The sequence below is a fragment of the Streptacidiphilus sp. PB12-B1b genome (assembly GCF_014084125.1).
Taxonomy (GTDB): domain Bacteria; phylum Actinomycetota; class Actinomycetes; order Streptomycetales; family Streptomycetaceae; genus Streptacidiphilus.
The window spans coordinates 3967496-3984186 of record NZ_CP048405.1 but is presented as its reverse complement, the minus strand read 5'-3'; the positions used below and the strand labels follow the sequence as shown (position 1 = coordinate 3984186).

The 16691-nt window shown below is 72.8% G+C and carries 13 protein-coding genes and 3 pseudogenes; 7 read left to right on the top strand and 9 right to left on the bottom strand.

Features of this window, described 5'->3' with window-relative positions:
• Nucleotides 1-72: 72 nt before the first annotated feature.
• The gene (locus GXW83_RS17825) at nucleotides 73-1119 is read right to left on the bottom strand and encodes an NAD(P)-dependent oxidoreductase (protein ID WP_182444030.1); all 1047 of its coding nucleotides are present in this window, start codon (nucleotides 1117-1119) and stop codon (nucleotides 73-75) included.
• On the bottom strand, nucleotides 1116-1778 hold the full coding sequence (locus GXW83_RS17820; RefSeq protein ID WP_182444029.1) for a ScbR family autoregulator-binding transcription factor: 663 nt from the start codon (nucleotides 1776-1778) through the stop codon (nucleotides 1116-1118). Before GXW83_RS17820 ends, GXW83_RS17825 begins: the two co-directional genes overlap by 4 nt.
• A gap of 131 nt (nucleotides 1779-1909) precedes the next feature.
• Between GXW83_RS17820 and GXW83_RS17815 the strand changes: the two genes are divergently transcribed.
• Nucleotides 1910-2839, top strand: coding sequence for a ScbA/BarX family gamma-butyrolactone biosynthesis protein (locus tag GXW83_RS17815; RefSeq protein WP_182444028.1), 930 nt, complete (start codon nucleotides 1910-1912; stop codon nucleotides 2837-2839).
• A 229-nt stretch (nucleotides 2840-3068) separates the two neighbouring features.
• On the opposite strand, the pseudogene GXW83_RS17810 reads toward GXW83_RS17815, so the two are convergent.
• Nucleotides 3069-3617: pseudogene (locus GXW83_RS17810) on the bottom strand (TetR/AcrR family transcriptional regulator); the annotation flags it as partial.
• Nucleotides 3618-3666: 49 nt separating this feature from the next.
• Here GXW83_RS17810 and GXW83_RS17805 point away from each other — a divergent pair.
• From GXW83_RS17805 to GXW83_RS17790, 4 genes and pseudogenes are all read left to right on the top strand, one after another.
• Nucleotides 3667-4093 (top strand): annotated as a pseudogene (locus GXW83_RS17805) (nuclear transport factor 2 family protein).
• A pseudogene (locus GXW83_RS17800) lies at nucleotides 4090-4958 on the top strand (NmrA family NAD(P)-binding protein). The pseudogenes GXW83_RS17805 and GXW83_RS17800 overlap by 4 nt, the downstream one beginning before the upstream one ends.
• A 192-nt stretch (nucleotides 4959-5150) precedes the next feature.
• A complete protein-coding gene (locus tag GXW83_RS17795; protein WP_370466727.1) occupies nucleotides 5151-6011 on the top strand; it encodes a VOC family protein in 861 nt (286 codons plus the stop codon).
• A gap of 71 nt (nucleotides 6012-6082) precedes the next feature.
• Nucleotides 6083-6535, top strand: a complete 453-nt coding sequence (locus tag GXW83_RS17790; RefSeq protein WP_182444026.1) for a MarR family winged helix-turn-helix transcriptional regulator — start codon at nucleotides 6083-6085, stop codon at nucleotides 6533-6535.
• A gap of 296 nt (nucleotides 6536-6831) precedes the next feature.
• On the opposite strand, the gene GXW83_RS17785 is transcribed toward GXW83_RS17790, so the two are convergent.
• Nucleotides 6832-7257 carry an SDR family NAD(P)-dependent oxidoreductase gene (locus GXW83_RS17785; RefSeq protein WP_370466726.1) on the bottom strand — a complete coding sequence of 142 codons (426 nt, stop codon included), beginning with the start codon at nucleotides 7255-7257 and terminating at the stop codon, nucleotides 6832-6834.
• A 343-nt stretch (nucleotides 7258-7600) separates the two neighbouring features.
• Between GXW83_RS17785 and GXW83_RS17780 the strand changes: the two genes are divergently transcribed.
• Nucleotides 7601-8308, top strand: coding sequence for a peptidylprolyl isomerase (locus GXW83_RS17780; RefSeq protein WP_182444025.1), 708 nt, complete (start codon nucleotides 7601-7603; stop codon nucleotides 8306-8308).
• Between the two features lie 464 nt (nucleotides 8309-8772).
• Here the strand turns inward: GXW83_RS17780 and GXW83_RS34170 are convergent, their stop codons facing one another.
• The 5 genes from GXW83_RS34170 to GXW83_RS17760 form a co-directional block, all read right to left on the bottom strand.
• A complete protein-coding gene (locus GXW83_RS34170; RefSeq protein WP_225447066.1) occupies nucleotides 8773-9054 on the bottom strand; it encodes a hypothetical protein in 282 nt (93 codons plus the stop codon).
• Entirely contained in the window at nucleotides 9041-9298 is a 258-nt protein-coding gene (locus tag GXW83_RS17775) for a DUF6400 family protein (protein WP_182444024.1), read from the bottom strand. The genes GXW83_RS34170 and GXW83_RS17775 overlap by 14 nt, the downstream gene beginning before the upstream one ends.
• A 199-nt stretch (nucleotides 9299-9497) precedes the next feature.
• Nucleotides 9498-9890, bottom strand: coding sequence for a DUF1801 domain-containing protein (locus GXW83_RS17770; protein WP_225447065.1), 393 nt, complete (start codon nucleotides 9888-9890; stop codon nucleotides 9498-9500).
• A 221-nt stretch (nucleotides 9891-10111) separates the two neighbouring features.
• Entirely contained in the window at nucleotides 10112-12043 is a 1932-nt protein-coding gene (locus GXW83_RS17765) for an FAD-dependent monooxygenase (protein ID WP_182444023.1), read from the bottom strand.
• Between the two features lie 396 nt (nucleotides 12044-12439).
• Complete coding sequence (locus GXW83_RS17760; protein WP_182444022.1) at nucleotides 12440-13591, bottom strand: glycosyltransferase; 1152 nt, start codon at nucleotides 13589-13591, stop codon at nucleotides 12440-12442.
• A gap of 759 nt (nucleotides 13592-14350) precedes the next feature.
• On the opposite strand from GXW83_RS17760, the gene GXW83_RS17755 reads away from it, so the two are divergent.
• Nucleotides 14351-16474 (top strand): transglycosylase domain-containing protein, encoded by a 2124-nt coding sequence (locus GXW83_RS17755; RefSeq protein WP_225447064.1) that lies wholly within the window; start codon nucleotides 14351-14353, stop codon nucleotides 16472-16474.
• Nucleotides 16475-16691: the final 217 nt, after the last annotated feature.

The window sequence follows — 16691 nt, the reverse complement described above, 5'->3', positions numbered from 1 at the left end:
GCGACCCGGGTTGTTCCGGAAGACCGACGATCAGATCCGACGCTAGCCAGGCCCACCCGCCCGGTGCACCTTTTACGGCCGATCCCAGGACGAATTTGGCACTTCCGCCCCCGGCACTTCCGCCCCCGGCACGGGCGGCGGTGCCGCTGCGCCCAGCGCCTCGCGGTACCAGGAGGCGGCGTCCGCCAGCCGGGCCAGCGGGCCCGGGCCGGGCGGGCAGGCCGCCGCCGTCCACACCGCCTCGCTGCGGTACCAGTGGTCCTGTGCCAGCAAAGCGAACTGACGCTCGCTCATATTTCCTTCATTGGAACGCAATTGATCCAGACACTGGGGCCAGGACCAGTTGTGTTGCGGTGCGTGCGGCAGTACTCCCAGGGCGGTGAGCCGGTCCAGCAGGTCCTGGATGCGCACCGGTTGGGGGTGGCTGGCGTGGTACACCCCGCTGCGGGGGGCATCCGGGTCCAGGGCCAGTGCGGTGACCAGGCGGGCCAGGTCTTCCACGGCCACCAGCGACAGCAGTGCGGACCCGCCGTCCCAACGCCCGGGCACCCGGCGCAGCAGTTCGGCCAGGGCCGGTACGACCCAGCGGTCGCCCCGGCCCAGGACCAGCCCCGGCCGCAGCACCAGGCCGCCCGCTTCGCGCACCACCTGCTCGGCCGCGAGCCGGGTGCGGCTGGCTGCCGAGACCGGTGCGGGCACCACCTCGCCGATACCCACGCCCCGGTGCGGCCCGGGGCCGTAGACGGCGGCGGTGGACAGCAATACCAGGCGCGGGACCTTGGCCCGCTCGGCCTCGCGCACCAGGGCCCGGGTGCCGTCCAGATTGACCGCCCGGCAGGACGCCTCGTCGCCGGAGACCCGCGCCGCCAGGTGCACCAGGACGTCCGCGCCCTGGGCCAGGCCGTGCAGCGATCCCGGGTCGGTCAGATCCGCCTGCACCCACGACACCCCCGGCGCGTTGGCCCGGGCGCCGCGCGCCACCGCCCGTACCTCAACCCCCACACCCCCGTTGCCTTCGACCCCATGGTCTGCGGCGTCTGCGGCGTCGGCCAGGGCGCGCAGGACCGCCGATCCGATGAAGCCCCCGGCCCCGGTGACCACCACCCGCGCAGCCCTCACGCCCCGGCCCCCGCACCGGCGTCCGTAACCGCACCGCTGCCCGTGCCGGCAGTCTCCAGGCCCCGCACGAGCCGCGTTGCGACCTCGGGGACGGCGATCCCCGGCAGCAGGAACCGCCACAGCCGCGCTATGCGCATCGGCAGGTCGGCCCGCTTGCTGAACAGCTGCGACATCACCTGCGAGCCGGTGTACGCGGCCACCAGCGTCTCGGCGGCCGCCGTGGTGTCCACGCCGGCCAGCAGCTCGCCCCTGGCGGCGGCCGCCGCCAACTCCTGGCGGAACTGGCCGATCCACATCTGGTAGACGCTGAAGTCCCGCAGCCCCAGCTCGCCCTGCTCCACGGCCAGCGTCACCCCGGCCCGGAACAGCACGTTCTGCTGCATCTCGGTGGCCAGGTACATCGTCACCTCCACCAACTGGTCCAGCCCCGAGGGCTCCTGAGGCAGCCTCAGCTCGGCGGCCTGCTCGTTGATGACGGCGCGGGCCAGGTCCTCCTTGCCCTTGAAGTGGAAGTACAGCGCGCCCTGCGTGGTTCCGGCCCGGTCCATGATCCGGGTGATGCTCGACCCGGAGTACCCGTACTCGTCGAACACCGACGCCGCCGCGCGCAGGATCGTCTCCCGCGTGCGCAGCGCCCGCTCCTGCCTGGGTTTCTCCATGGCCGACCGTTCCTTACTCGACATACTCGACAAATAAAAAGAACGTCCTCTATGTTATCTGTCGTAGGGCCTGCCGCACCACCTTGGGTACCCCATGTCCCCGAACGTATCCTTCACCGGAAGTTGCCGCCATGCCCAGCGCTCCTCAACTCGCCTTCCAGCCGACAGAGTTCACCATGATCCCCAAAGAGGTCGTCCACAAGGACGCGGCCGGCGAGGTCCTCCTGCGGGAGCTGCGGCACACCGGGGCCGACCAGTACGTGGTCACCGCCCGCTGGCCGTCGGACCATCACTTCTACCTGGCGCGCGGCGGCCTGTACGATCCGCTGCTGCTGACCGAGTCCATCCGCCAGTGCCTGCCGCTGCTCTCGCACGCGGCCTACGGCGTCCCACGCGAGCACCCGCTGCTGTGGGAGACCTACAGCTACCGGCTCCACCCCCAGGCCCTGCGCATCGACGGACTCGATCCGGAGGTCAGACTGGAGATCGCCTGCCCCGAGGTCGTCCGGCGCGGTGCGCGCACCGCCGCTCTGACGCTGCAGATCCGCGCCTTCCGCGGCGCGATACCCCTGGCCACCGCCCGCACCCGGTTCACCATCCAGACCCCGGCCGTCTACCAGCGGCTGCGCGCCGGGCAGGGCGACGCGGCCCGGGCCATGGCCGGGGCCCTACCGCTGCTGCAGCCGGTGCCGCCCGGCCTGACCGGCCGCGACCACTTCCATGACGTGGTGCTGGCCCCCACCGACGCCCCCGACCACTGGCAGCTGCGCATCGACACGGCGCACCCCATCCTGTTCGACCACCCGGTCGACCACGCCCCGGGCATGCTGCTGCTGGAGGCCGCCCGCCAGGCGGCCCAGGCGCTGGCCCACCCGCGGCCGGTCCTGCCCGCCGCCATGGACGTCGTCTTCACCCGCTACGTCGAACTGGATCGCCCCTGCTGGATCCAGGCCGCCCCCCTGTCCGAGGACCCCGACGGTGCCCCGCGCGTCCGCGTCGCCCTGGGCCACGACGACGATCCGGCCTTCCGTGCTGCTGTCACCTTGGCTCCTCTGCCCTGACCAACGCTGACTCGCCCGCGCCCCCGCGTTCCCGCGCGGCCCGCATGCGGGGGCGCGGGTCGGCCTGTCGTCTTGTGCCGCGGGCGCGGATCGGGCGCGGTGGGCGACGGCGCCGGTACCGGTGCGCGGCCGTACAGGGCGGCCGCGCCGAACACCGCGCCGGTGCGTCGGCGCTGCCCGCCTAACGCCGCTGGCCGCGCTGCCAAACCGCGGTGAGACTGATGCTGCATCAGGAACCTTCCAGGGAGGCAGATTTCGCGGTATCGGAACCGGGTCGGGCGCCCAGGGCTGCGATGGTGAAGGCTGCCAGGTGTGTCCGAAGGTCTGCGCGTGGGATGTGCTCCTGCCCGGTCAGGTGCTCCACGAGGTCGGCCCGGGTGGCGGCGAGCAGTGCATGCGCGGTGAAGTTGCTGTCGGCCACGTCGGGCAGCTGGTCCAGCGTGTGCTGCAGCAGTGCGTGCCAGCGCCCGTAGTGATCCGCGCGATAGGGGCTGCTGCTGTTCCCGGTTTCTTCCAGGGCCAGTGCCAGGCGGCGGTTGTCGAGTTTGAAGCACAGCAGGGCGTCGAGCAGTGCCGGGACGCGTTCCAGCGGCGGGGTGGTGGGGCCCAGTGGCGGGGGGCCGGTTTCGACGGCCTGGCGGAGTGGTTCGAGCCGGGCTTCGTACAGGGCGCGCAGCAGTCCGGTGCGGTCGCCGAAGGCGCGGAAGAGCGTGCCTTTGCCGACGCCGGCCGCCGCCGCGATGTCGGCCATAGTGACGTCCTCGGGGCTCTGGCAGCGGCATCTTCGAAGCGGACCATAGGTCCGGATTCTTTAGGGGAGGATACCCGTGTCCGTACCGATGTCACCGGCGGAGCTGTTCCGCCACAGTCTGCGGCTGCTGCTGGACAAGGACAGTCCCGCGTGGGTGGGGCTGCGGGCCGAGGACGGCGTCATGGAGTACCCCTTCGCCCCGCGCGGCTGGCCCCCGGCGGCTGGAGGGCAGGCAGGCCGTCGCCGACTACATGCGTCCCTATCCCGACCACATCGACCTGCACGGCTTTCCCGACCTGGTGATCCATCAGACCACCGATCCGGGGACCGTCGTGGCCGAGATGCGCGGCGTCGGCCGCCTGGTGCAGGGCGACCGGCCCTTCGAGATGACCTACGTTGCGGTGGTGACCGTGCGCGAGGGGCTCATCGCCTCCTACCGCGACTACTGGAACCCGCTGGCCGCCCAGGAGGCCGACGCCGACTTCCCCGGGAGCAGCCGATGACTGCCACCACCTCCGCCGGTGCCGCCGCTGTCACGTTGGTGATCGGTGCATCTGGCACTACCGGGGGTCGTACCGCGGCGCGGCTGGTCGCTGCCGGTTACCGTGTCAGGGCTGCGGGTCGCCGCGCCGCCGTGGTTCCAGGGGCGGAGGGGGTGCGTTTCGATTGGTATGACCCGGCCACCCACGGTGCTGCTCTGCGGGGGGTCGATCGCGTCTACTTGGTGCCGCCTCCGGGTGATGGGGATCCGGCGGCGGTGATGGTGCCCTTCCTGCGGCAGGCCCGCGCTGCCGGCGTGCAGCGTGCGGTGCTGCTGAGTTCCTCGGCGGTTCCCGAGGGTGGTCCGGCGGGGAGGTGCACCGGGTGTTGCCGGGCCTGTTCGATCAGTGGGCGGTGTTGCGGCCGTCCTGGTTCATGCAGAACTTCACCGGCGCGCATGCCCATGCCGACAGTATTCGCCGGGAGGGTGTCATCTGGACCGCCACCGGCAGTGGGCGGGTGGGTTTCGTGGACGCCGAGGACATCGCGGCCGTCGCCGTGCGCGCGCTGACCGATGAGCGCGCCCCCGATGCCGACTTGATCCTGACCGGGCCGCAGGCGCTCAGCTACGACGACGTCGCCGCGGCCCTGGCCGAGGCTACCGGGCGGCCTGTGGCCCGCCGCCGCCTGTCCTACGGGGAGCTGGGCGACCGCCTGGCGGTGTTGATGCCGGCGTCGTTCGCGGCCTTGCTGGCGGGTATGGACCGTGCGATCGCGGAGGGGGCCGAGGACTGCACCACCGACACCGTCCAGCGCCTGACCGGCCGCCCCGCGCGCTCCTTCCGCGCCTTCCTGGCGGATTCCCTGGCAGTGGACCTGCGCGCGTAGGGGACGAGGTGGGGGCGCCGCCCGGCCCCGGCCCGAGGAGCGCGTGTGTGCGGGCCGGCGTGGCCCGTTCCGGCCCGTGTCGGCGGGGCCTGTACCGGCCTGGTCTGGTGGGGCCACTTGGGGTAGTGGGGGTTGGGGATCGCGTGCGGGGCGTGGAAGCGGGGTACGTGCCTGGTCGGCAGGCAGGCAGGCATGCATGCAGTCGGGCGGACCTCAGCCGGGGTGGTCGGGCTGTGGGATGTGCGGGTGTGGACGGTGTGGGAGGAGCGGTTGATGGTGGGGTCGGTGGTGCAGGCGCGGTGTGTGGTGGGCGCGCCGTGTTGGGTGAGTTTGATGGCGCGGGATGTGGATGTGGCCAAGGGGTTTTATGGTCCATTGTTGGGTTGGGGGTTCGAGGCGGGCCCGGATCGGTGGGGTGCGTACTGCCGGGCAGTGGTGGACGGCGTTGCTGTGGCCGGGATCGGTGAGGTGGCCCGGACTTGGGAGTTCCCGGTTGCCTGGACCACGTACTTCGGTACCGATGATGCCGATCAGGTCTCTGCTCGGGTTCGTGAGCGCGGCGGCACTATGGTCATGGGGCCGTTGGCCTTCGATGCCGGCCGTCTGGCGTTGGCCGCCGATCCCGATGGTGCGGCGTTCGGTGTCTGGCAGGGCCGTCCGGGTCCGGCCTCGGACCTGGAGCGCCCCGGTGCGTTGGCGTGGAGCGAACTGCGTACCGCGGACGCGTTCGCCGCCGCTCTGTTCTACGGTGCGGTCTTCGGCTGGGACCAGGCCTCCGATCTGGATGTGGCTTTCGAGCACGAGCGGGTCCTGCTGCGGGGTGCGGGGCGGACTCTGGCGTCGTTGAACGGCGGCGGCTCCCAGGGCGCGCCCGATCCCCGGGTCCGTCCGCGCTGGCACGTCTTCTTTACCGTGGCGGACGCGGATGCCACTGCAGCGCGTGCTGTCACGTTGGGCGGCACGGTCGCGGCTGCGGCCCACGACTCCCCGGTGGGCCGGGTCGCGCAGTTGCGGGACCGCGAGGGCGGCCTGTTCTGGGTCGTCGCCACCTGACCACGCGGCCCCGCGACGTATCATGACAACACGTTCACATGTCGACATCGTCATGTCTTGGGGAGGGTCCGGTGGCCGATGAGATGGCTCTGCTGGTGGCCGATGTCTACGAGGCTGCGGGTGCGCTGCGTCGTCTGGGGGAGCGGACCGCCCGGGCTGAGGGGCTCACCCAGGCCCGCTGGCAGTTGCTGAGCGTGGTCAGCGAGACGGCGCTGACGGTGCCGCAGGCCGCGCGGCGCCTGGGCGTCAGCCGCCAGAACGTGCAGCGTCTCGCCAACGACCTCGTCGCCTGCGGCCACGCGGCCTATATGCCCAACCCCGACCACCGCGGCTCCCCGCGTCTGGAACTGACCGTGCATGGGCGTGATGCCCTGGCCCGGGTCACCGCCCGCGCCTCGGTTGAGCACGCCGCCGTCTTCGCGGCCCTGCCCGCGCCCGAGGTCGCCCGCGCGCGCGCCCTGCTGCGCCTGCTGCTGAGCGAACTGGACCGCCACGACGGCACGCCGCCCCCGTCTGCCCGCTGACCTGCCCGCCCCTGACCTGCCGCCCGATGTGAGCGCTCCGGCGCGGGGCGGCGCCCGCCGCGGGGCTGCCGGCGGGGGCGCGCGGCGGCGGGATTCAGCGGCGGGATTCAGGAGTCCGGCGGGCCTTTCCTCTGGCCGGGAGGCCACGTGCCAGCCGACGCGGACGGGTTCGGGGACGACACCCCGAGGGCCTGCCGGTTCCACCGGCGACCAGCGTGCGCCTCATGATCAATTCCAAGGGGTCAATTGAAGCGAAAATCGTTCGTTGGCCCCATCGACCGTTGTCCCCGGCGGGGTCAGCGTGGCGCGGTCTTTCGCAGTTGCCTCGTCCGTGTTTCGGTGGCTGCTGTCTTGCGCGCGCATGGACGGTAGCGCGGCTGGGTCACCCACAGCGCGCCGAACAGGTTGGTCTCCAGCTGCGCGCGGGCCGCCTGCTCGGTGACCTCCTCGATGAAGCCGAAGTGGCCGTGCCCGGCGTTGTTGACCACCACGTCCAGGCGTCCGAAGGCCTCGTGCGCCCACGCGAGGGCCGTGAACACGGCCGGGCGGTCGGTCACGCCCAGGGCGATCGGCAGGACCGCCTGCCCGTAGGCGGCGACCAGGTCCTCCAGGGCGTCGGTGTCGCGGGCGGTGGCCGCGACCCGGTCGCCGTGCTCCAGAGCGGCCAGTGCCCACTCGCCCCCGAGACCGCGGGAGGTGCTGTTGATGAACCTCGTCCTCATGGGCTGCTCCTCCGATGTGCCGTGCCCCCGCCGGGGAGGGGCTCCGCCCCCGGGACCGATCCAACGGCGCGCCGCGCGGCCCCGCACTGGACCCGCTGCTCGGGCACGTCACCGGGCCCGCCGCCGGGTCCGCCGCCGCACCCGCCGCCGGGCGTGCTGCCGGGCCCGCCACCGGACCTGCCAGTGGGCCCGCTGCCGGATGTGCAGCCGGGCTCGCCACTGGACCCGCCGCGCGGACGCGCCACTGGACGTGCTGTCGGGTGTGGGTGGGGGGCTTGAGGGATGCCTGTCCGGGGAAATGCCCCAGGGACATGACAATGTTCTTCGGGTGTGGAGGTTCTTGATGGTGTACAGGAAATGGTTTCTGCTCGCGGCAGCGGCGTCGCTGGTGCTGAGCTTGGCGGGAGCCGCGCAGGCCAGCGGGGTGGGTCCGCGTGGCGGGGCGGTAGCGCGGATCGCGGTCCGGGCCTCGACTCCGGCTCCGGCTCCGGCTGGGTGTGGGTTCACCGCCGCGGTTCCGGCCGACCGCTTCAAGGGTGTCCCGGTCTTCGATGCGGCCGCCGCTGCCCGTCCCTATACCGCGAGGCTGTACACCGACCAGGGTCTGATCGCCTTCCAGGCGCTGACCGCCCAGGCCCCGTGCACCACCTTCTCCTTCCGCTTCCTGGCCGAGCGCCAGTACTTCGACCGCACCCACTGCCACCGGCTCACCACCAAGGGTATCTACGTGCTGCAGTGCGGGGACCCGACCGGTACCGGCAGCGGCGGGCCCGGCTACTCCTTCAACGACGAGAACCTCACCGGCGCCACCTATCCCGCCGGGACGGTCGCCATGGCCAACGCCGGGCCGAACACCAACGGCAGCCAGTTCTTCATCGTCTGGAAGGACACCGCCCTGCCGCCGGACTACACCCCCTTCGGCCGGGTGAGCGCCGGCATGGCGGTGCTGCAGAAGATCGCCGCCGCAGGCGAGGACGACCAGAACGGCCCCGGCGACGGCTTCCCGACCCTGCCGGTCGACATCGGCCACGTCGCCATCAGCCCGCACTGACCCCCACCCCCCGGTCCGCCGCCCCGCCTGCCGCCCCCGGCCTGCCTCCGCCCGCTGCCCCGGGCGGCAGGCGGGGCCGGGCCGGGGGGTGCGCGGGGCCCGGCCCAGGTCAGGGGCGCGCGGGCTGGGCCAGAGTCCGTGCCGAACCGGAGCCCGGGTGGTAAAGGACCGGGGGGCCGAACCGGGTCAGGCCTGAGGGGCCAGGGCAGGGCTGGTCGGGGCGGCCGGGGCGCCGCTCCAGTGGCCGTGTGGGGTGGGGGAGGGCTGCGGGTGGTGCCGAGGCCGGTTCCGTGGTCCCGCAGGTGGGTGCAGCGGGGGCGTTGCAGGTGCAGCATGCTGCCGGAGTGCGCGAGCAGATGGCGCCAGTGCTCGCTGCAGGTGCGCCGCTGCGCGCGCGGGGCGCAGTCGCGGGCGTCGTGCAGGCCCAGGGCCGCGCCGGAGCCGAACCGGGTCAGGCTTGGGGGTTAGGGCTGGTCGGGGTGGTGGGGGGTTGTGCTGGTCCAGGGGCTGTGTGGGGTGGGGGAGGGGCCGCGGGTGGCGCCGAAGTGGGTTTCGTGGTCCCACAGGTGGGTGCAGCGGGGGCATTGCAGGTGCAGAACGCTGCCGGAGTGCGCGAGCAGGTAGCGCCAATGCTCGCTGCAGGTGCGCCGCTGCGCGCACGGGGCGCAGTCGCGGGCGTCGTCGCAGTTCGGGCAGGGTACCCAGGCCCGGCGGCCGTGGTCGGCGTGTGGGTCAAGGGGCAGCATGCCCGCGTCCCTGCCCGGGCAGTATGCCCGCTGTCACCAGGGTGTCGTAGAGGGCCTGCTGCTCGGTGTCCAGTCCCGAGTACAGCAGCGCGTACGCCTCCTCCTCGCTGCGCAGGGCCTGTACCGGATCCCAGTGGGGTCCGAGTGCGGCGAGGACTTCGGCGCGTCTGCGCACTTCGTCCAGGGTCAGGTCGACGTCGAAGGCGACCAGGTGTGCGGTTGGGTCGGCGGGGTTGGAAGGCATGCCTTCCACGCTCAGGTAAGGGTGCCCTTGGTGTCAATGTCGGATCGGACACAGCCCCCGGTCCGGTGCAGGTCAGCCGGGTGCTGCGGACCGCGACGGCGGGGGCGTCGGGGGCGTCGGGGGCGAGTGTCAGGACGGTGTGTGCCTCGGTCGTGGCAAGGGTGGTGGGCACGGCCGCTGATCCTAGCGGCTGGCGCGGTCAGTCCAGGGCGGCGCGGACCAGGGCGCGGAACTCCTCGTCGGGGATCGCGGCCGCCTGCTCGGGCCGCAGTCGCAGGGTGGCCCGGCCCGACCGCAGCTCGGGGTGGCGCTCGGCGAAGCCGCCGTCGCGGCCGGGCCCCCAGCCGTAGAGCGAGACCCCGTGCTGCCACACGCCCAGGTACAGGCGCCGGGGCCCGAGGCGGTAGCTGGGCATCCGGTACGCGAGCGCGACCGCCGCCTGCGGGCACGTCTGCAGGACCAGTGCGTGCAGGCGGTCGAACAGCGGTCGGTAGCGCGGGTCGATGGCCTCGATGTACTCCCGCACGGCATCGTCCACCGGTCCCGCCGGCTGCCCGGGCTGCATCGGCTCGTCGGGCTCCATCGGCTCCATGGGTTCCATCCTCCGGCACGCGGTGCCTTGGCGGCACCTTCAGCGGCGGTCCTGCGCGGCTGGTGGGCGCTGCGCGGGCTGCATCGGCTCGACGGGTTCCACCGGCTCGACGCGTTCCACCGGCTGCCGGGCTGCGCGGGCTCCATCGGCTGCTCGGGTTGCATCGGCTCGACGGGCTCCATGGGTTCCATCGTCCGGTACGCGGTGCCTTGGTGGTGTATTCAGGGGTGCTTGTCTGGGGTCGGGGGGCGGAAGATGCGTGCGAAGTGGGCGGCCAGGTGTCCGGTGTCGGGTAGGTACAGTCGTGCGCCCAGGTAGCCGTCCGGGCGCACCACGAACGCCGTTCCGGGTCGGGCCCGGTAGATCCGGGCGAACTCGCCTCGCGCGTCGCGGTACACCGGCAGCCAGCCCCCCTCCACCGCCGCCGCCGAAGCCGCCGGCGAACTGTCCGCGGCCGAACCCGGTGCAGCCGAACCGCCCGTCGTCGAACCCGCCGTCGTCGAACCGTTCGCCGCTGAACCGTCCGCGGCTGAACCCGCTGCCGCCGAGGTCTCGGCTGCTGAGCTGTCCGCTGCTGCGGTGGTGGTGGTGTCGGTGGTGGTGTCGCGGGCCAGTAGTGCGCAGGTCTCCACTCGGTCGCCGGAGGCTTTGCGGGCTGCTGCGGCCAGGGCGGTGGATTCTGCCGGGTCGGTTCCGTACAGGAGCAGGACGTGTCCGCGGTCGCGCAGCAGGTCGTACAGGCGCAGCGGGTGGGCGGTGATGTCCTGGGTCAGGCCGGTACAGTCCGGTGCCCGGTCTCCGGGACGCGGGGCGTCCGCGTCCGCGCCCGCCGCGCCCCCGTCGGGGCTGTCGCCGTCCGGGCCGCCCCCGTCCGGGCCGTCGCTGTCGGGGTCCACGATCGGGCTGCCGCGGTAGCTGAGCAGCAGTTGGGCCTCGCGCAGGATCAGGGTCTGCGGGTCGGCCGGGTCGGTCTGGACGCCGCCGTGGGCCGCGTGGCGCACGGTGCGGCCCACGACTTCCTGGCCGATCGGCCGGCGTTCGGCGTCGTAGCTGGCCGCCAGTTGCGGCTGGGCGGTGCCGTCCAGGGTCAGGGCGAGTTTCCAGGCCAGGTTGTAGGCGTCCTGGATGCCGGTGTTCATGCCCTGGGCCCCGGTGGGCGGGTGGATGTGGGCGGCGTCCCCGGCGACGAAGACCCGGCCCCGGCTGTAGCGGTCCGCCAGCCGGTGGCTGATCCGGAAGACCGAGGACCAGCGCATGGCCGAGGCGGTGGTCGGTTGCGGCGAGAGCCGGTCCAGTACCGCTTGGATGTGGTGCAGTTCGGGGGCGGGGCCGCCCTGCAGGCCGTGCTCCACCGCGTCCCGGCCCCCGGCCGTGGCGCCCTCGCCGCCCCGGTCCCGGTCCCGGTCCCGGTCCGGGTTCTGGTTCTGGTGGGCGGTGGAGAGGTCGGGCGGTACGAGCATCGACATCCGGTAGCGGCCCGGGCCGGGCAGCGGGATGCACACCAGCAGGTCGTCCACGGCGCCGTCCGGGCCGTGGTGCAGGCAGCGCACGCCGTAGCCGGGCGGCAGCTGCCAGCCGACCTCGACATCGGCGAGCATGTACTCCTCGGGCAGGGCGGCGCCTTCGAAGGCGAGTCCGAGTCCTTTGCGTACGGTGCTGTGCGCGCCGTCGCAGCCCACCAGGTAGCGGCAGCGGACCTCCTGCTGGCCGGCGGCGCCGGCCAGGCGGCAGGTGACCCCGTCGGCGTCCTGGTCGAAGGAGACCAGTTCGGTGCCGCGTTCGATGCCGGTGCCGTAGCGGGCCAGGGCTTCTTCCAGGATCCGTTCGGTGTCGTACTGGGGCAGGGCGGCGAAGCCGTAGGGCACTTCGGGCGGCAGTACGAGGTCGATCCGGGGCTGTTCGGCGCCGTCGAGGTAGGTCAGCTGCCCGCGTATCGGCGCGGCGGCCTCCAGTGCGGCGCGTACCAGGCCCATCCGGTCCCAGAGTTCCAGTGTGCGTGGCTGGATGCCGACGGCTTTGGCGTACGGCAGCCGGGCTGCGAGGCGGTCCACGATCCGGCAGCGCACCCCTTGGCGGCGCAGCTCGGTGGCGGCGGTCAGTCCGACCGGCCCGGCGCCCGCGACCAGTACGTCCGTTGCGTCGGTGTGGCCCATGCGGCGCCTCCCGGTGTCAGGCCCCCGCGTCCCCCTTTTCCGTCGTCTTCCATCGTCGCGCGCCGGGCCGCCACCCGGCCACCGCAGCCCGCCGCCCCCGGCGCCCCGGGACGGCCGGCGCCCCGGGACGGCCGGTCGGAGGGTCGGCGGGTCGGCCGGTTGCAGGCCCGCGTTGGGGTGCAGTCGGGCCCCGGCGGTGCCCATCGGCCAGGGTGGTTGGCGGGCGGCGGTCAGCGGTCAGCGGTCGGCAGCCAGTGGTCGGGTCGGCGGGTCGGCAGCCGGCCGGTTGTGGGTCCGGGTAGGGGTGCAGTCGGGCTCCGGCGGTGCCGTCGGCCAGGGCGGTCAGTGGTCAGCGGTCACTGGTCGGCGGGTCGGCGGGTCGGCGGGGTCGGTGGGTCAGTGGGTCAGGTCCTGGAGGGTTTGCTGGGCGTCGGGCAGTGCGGCCAGGTCGGCGGCTACGGTGCGTGCCGCGTCGCCGTAGTCGTCCAGGGCCAGGACGGCGGCCAGGGCGGGTGCCAGCGCGTCCGCGCCGTCCACGGTGATCGCGGCGCCGGCGGCTTGTGCGCGGGCTGCGGTGACGGGCTGGTCCGCGCCCTGGGGCCAGAGCACCATCGGCACTCCGCGGCTCAGGGCTGCCAGTACGGTGCCCGAGCCGCCCGCGCCCACGACCGCGGCCGTCCCGTCCAGCAGGCTGTCCATCGGCGCGAACGGCACGTAGGCCACGCGGCCCCCGCCCGAACCGCCGCCGGCGGCTGTGGGGGAGCTGGAGGAGGCGGGGGAGGCGGTCTCGCCGCGCAGGGAGGAGCCGAGGGTGGCCACGATGTTCACGTCCTGGGTGGACACGGCCTGCACGACGGCCCGCAGCACGGCGGAGTCCGAGAAGATTGTGCCCAGGGTGACCAGCACCCGGGGTCTGTCGGGGTCGGCGAACCGCGGCGCGGTCCACGTCTGCGACGGGCGCCGGTGTGCCTGGGGCCGCAGTGCCCGGCGCGGGGCCGGGCTGCTCCAGCCGGGCTCGTGCAGTGCTGCGGGCCAGATGTCGAGGTAGCTGGCCGCGGGCGAGGGCGTGGCGCCGTGGGCCGCGTACCGGGGCGCTGCGGCGCGGGCCAGCTCGTCCAGCAGTGCCTGCGGCAGCCCCGGGCCCAGGCCGAACTGGTGCCACGGCACGCCCAGGACGGCGGCCAGCAGCGGGCCGACGGCGTCGTAGTACTCGGCGACGACCAGGTCCGGGGCCCACGCCCGCGCGGCGGGCAGCGCCTGCGGCAGGGTCAGGTCCAGCCGGACCCCGGCGAACAGCTCGCCGACCACCTCCGGGGCCGGGTTGAACACGTCCTTGCCGGTGCGCCGCGCGGTCTCGGCGACGAACACCTCGGGCATCGGGCCCGCGGCCAGCAGCGGCACCCCGGGCAGTTCCTCGGCCATCGCCCCGGACATGCCCGCGCCGCTCAGCACGGCCGCCTGGTGCCCCTGCGCGAGGGCGGCCCGTATCAGCGGCGCCAGCGGCAGCAGGTGCCCGTAGGCCGGGGTGCTGCTGAACAGAATCCTCATCGGCGTCTTCCCTCGTCTCGTCGCCCGGCACCTTGTTCCAGTGCTGACATGTCGAAACTAGAATTTCATCTTATGACCTGTCAACTCTGGTAGGTCGACTCCGGATGCGCCCCCCGCGCGGACCCGTCGGCGCGGGGGGCCTGCGGCCGCCGTGGGGCGGGCGAGGACGGTGGCGGCGGTGGTGCAGGCGATCCGCGCGACGGCGCGCAGGGTCGGCCGGGGGAGTGTTGGCCCGGCTCGGGACCGCCGGGGACTGCGTGACGGCGACGACACATGTGGCCAGATCGTCGAACCCGTGCCCGCGCCTTCGGCGCCCGCGCCGCCCGTGCCCGCGTCCGCGCCTTCGATGCCGTCGCCGTCCGCGCCCGCGCCGTCCGTGCCGTCGCCGGCGGCCCTTTGCGCCTGCGCCTGCGCCGTCGCCGTCCGCGCCTGCACCTGCGCCTTCGCTGTCGGCCCCCGCGCACCGTTCCGCTGTTCCCGCATGCTGCTGCCGCGCACCGTTCCGCTGTTCCCGCACGCTGCTGTCGTGTGCCGTTCCGTCGTTCCTGCGTGCTGCTGTCGTGTGGTGGGGTGTGGGGTGGTGCGCCACGGCGTCGGTATTCGATGGGTGAATGCCGGTGTTTTGGTTATGTCTCCGCGTATGGTTTTTTCATGGCAATGAGGTCTTCGGGGGTTTTTCGTAGGGTGGGGCTTGGTGTGCGTCTGTTGGGTGTGGGTGTGTTGGCGGGTGGTCTGGTGGCTGGGGTGTGTGCTCCGTTGGTGGGTGTGGTGGGGTTGAGTGCGAAGTGGGCGGCGGAGGATTTTGATCGGCTGCCCGATGATCTGGTGGCTCCGGTGCTGGCGCAGGCTTCGCGGGTTTACGACGCTTCTGGCGGGGTGATTGCTTCGGTGTATTCGCGTGACCGTACGGTGGTGCCGTTGGGGCGGGTGGCTCCGGTCATGCGTGAGGCGTTGGTCGATATCGAGGACCATCGGTTCTACCGGCACGGTGCCGTGGACCTGCGGGGCGCTCTGCGTGCGTTGACCACGAACGCGGGGGCGGGGTCGGTCAGTCAGGGCGGGTCGACGTTGACGCAGCAGTATGTGAAGAATGTGTTCGTGGAGGAGGCGGGGGATGATCAGGCCAGGGTGTTGCAGGCCCAGCGGCAGACCACGGGGCGCAAGATCAAGGAGTTGCGTTATGCCATCAGGCTCGAGGAGAGTTTGAGCAAGGACCAGATCCTGGCGGATTACCTGAACATCACTTTCTTCGGTGAGCAGGCCTACGGGGTGGAGGCGGCTGCGGAGCGGTACTTCAGCGTCCATGCGTGGCAGTTGACGGCGCCTCAGGCGGCGTTGTTGGCGGGTTTGGTGCAGTCGCCCTCGGTCTATGATCCGCTCGACAGTCCCGGTCTGGCGTTGCAGCGGCGCAACCAGGTGCTGGCGGCGATGGCGGGCTACGGGACCATCACCCGGGCGCAGGCCGCCGCCTACCAGGCTTCGGGCCTGGGGTTGAGGGCCAGTGCGCCGCGGGAGGGTTGTATCACGGCCCGGCGGGGTGAGGCGTTTTTCTGCGACTATGTCGAGCACCTGATCCTGCGGGATCCGCGGTTCGGGCCGACGGTGGCCGCGCGTCAGGCGTTGTGGAACCGTGGTGGTCTGCAGATCCGTACCACGCTGGATCCCCGCAGCGAGCAGGCGGCCGACGTTTCGGTGGGCGGGCATGCCTATCCCGGGGACCGTGCTGCCGCTGCTGTCACCCTGGTCCAGCCGGGTACGGGCAGGATCCTGGCGATGGCCCAGAGCCGGCCTTACGGCAACGGGAGCGGTCAGACGGACCTGAACTACAACACCGATCGGCTGATGGGCGGCGGCAGCGGGTTTCCCACCGGTTCCACGTTCAAGGCGGTGACCGCGGCCGCCGCTCTGGAGCAGGGCATTCCGATGTCGTACACCCTGGACGCGCCCTACCAGGCGGACTATCCGCAGATGACGGACTGCACGGGCGCGGTCCATCCGCAGACCCCGGGGGACCGGAACGACAGTCCCGATCTGCAGGGCGAGTTCAACATGAAGACGGCCATGGCGATGTCGGTCAACACCTATTTCGTTCCGTTGGAGGCCAAGGCGGGCCTGTGCAACGTCGTGCGCATGGCCCAGAAGCTGGGCCTGGGCTACCAGGCCGCCCTGGATCCGGGCCATCCCGACCGGCTCTATCCGCTGCAGCAGGTGCAGTCGCTGACGCTGGGTGTCAACTCCTACACCCCGCTGCAGATCGCCGGGGTGTACGCCGCCTTCGCCGCGGACGGCCTGTACTGTCAGCCGATGGCGATCACCTCGGTCGCCGACAGCGCCGGCCGTGTTCTGAGCACTCCCAGGCCGCAGTGCAGCCAGGTGATGTCGCCCACCACCGCCGAATCGGTCAACACCCTGCTGGCGAGCGTGGTCGCGGACGGCGGCACCGCCTCGAGCATCGGCGACATCGGCTGGCAGGACGCGGGCAAGACCGGTACGACCAACAACAGCCTGCAGGTGTGGTTCACCGGCTACACCAGGCAGATCGCCGCCTCCACCGTGGTCAGCGACACCACCGCGCCGCTGGGCTCCCTGGACGGCGTCACCCTGGGTCCGACGTACTTCCCCGTCGCCTACGGCTACTCCATGGCCGGGCCGATCTGGGCGCAGGCCATGACCGGGGCGATGGCCGGACTGCCCCGGGAGCCCTTGGACCAGACCCCGTTCACCGATCCCGACCCCGCGCAGTCCGCCGATCCCTCGGCCTCTCCGTCCCCCTCGGCCAGCGGTTCCACCACCGGCTACGCCCGCCACCGCGCCGGGCCCGGCCGCGCCCCGCGCGCCCCGCGTCCCGCCCGTCCCGCCCGCCGTCCGCGCACCACCGCCTGAACGGCGGTGCGCGGGGCCCGGGCGCCGGGATCCGGTACAGTCCCGGCCTGGGGCGGCCTGGGGCGGCCTGGGGCGGCCTGGGGCGGCCGGGGGCGGCCGGGGGCGGCCGGGCGGGGCGGGGCGGGGCCGAGGGGGCGGGATGCAGGGAGTGGTGCTCGTCCTGTCCGAGGGGTACGACCTCGCGTTCCTGTGGCGGCGTGCGTCGGCCCTGGGGCGG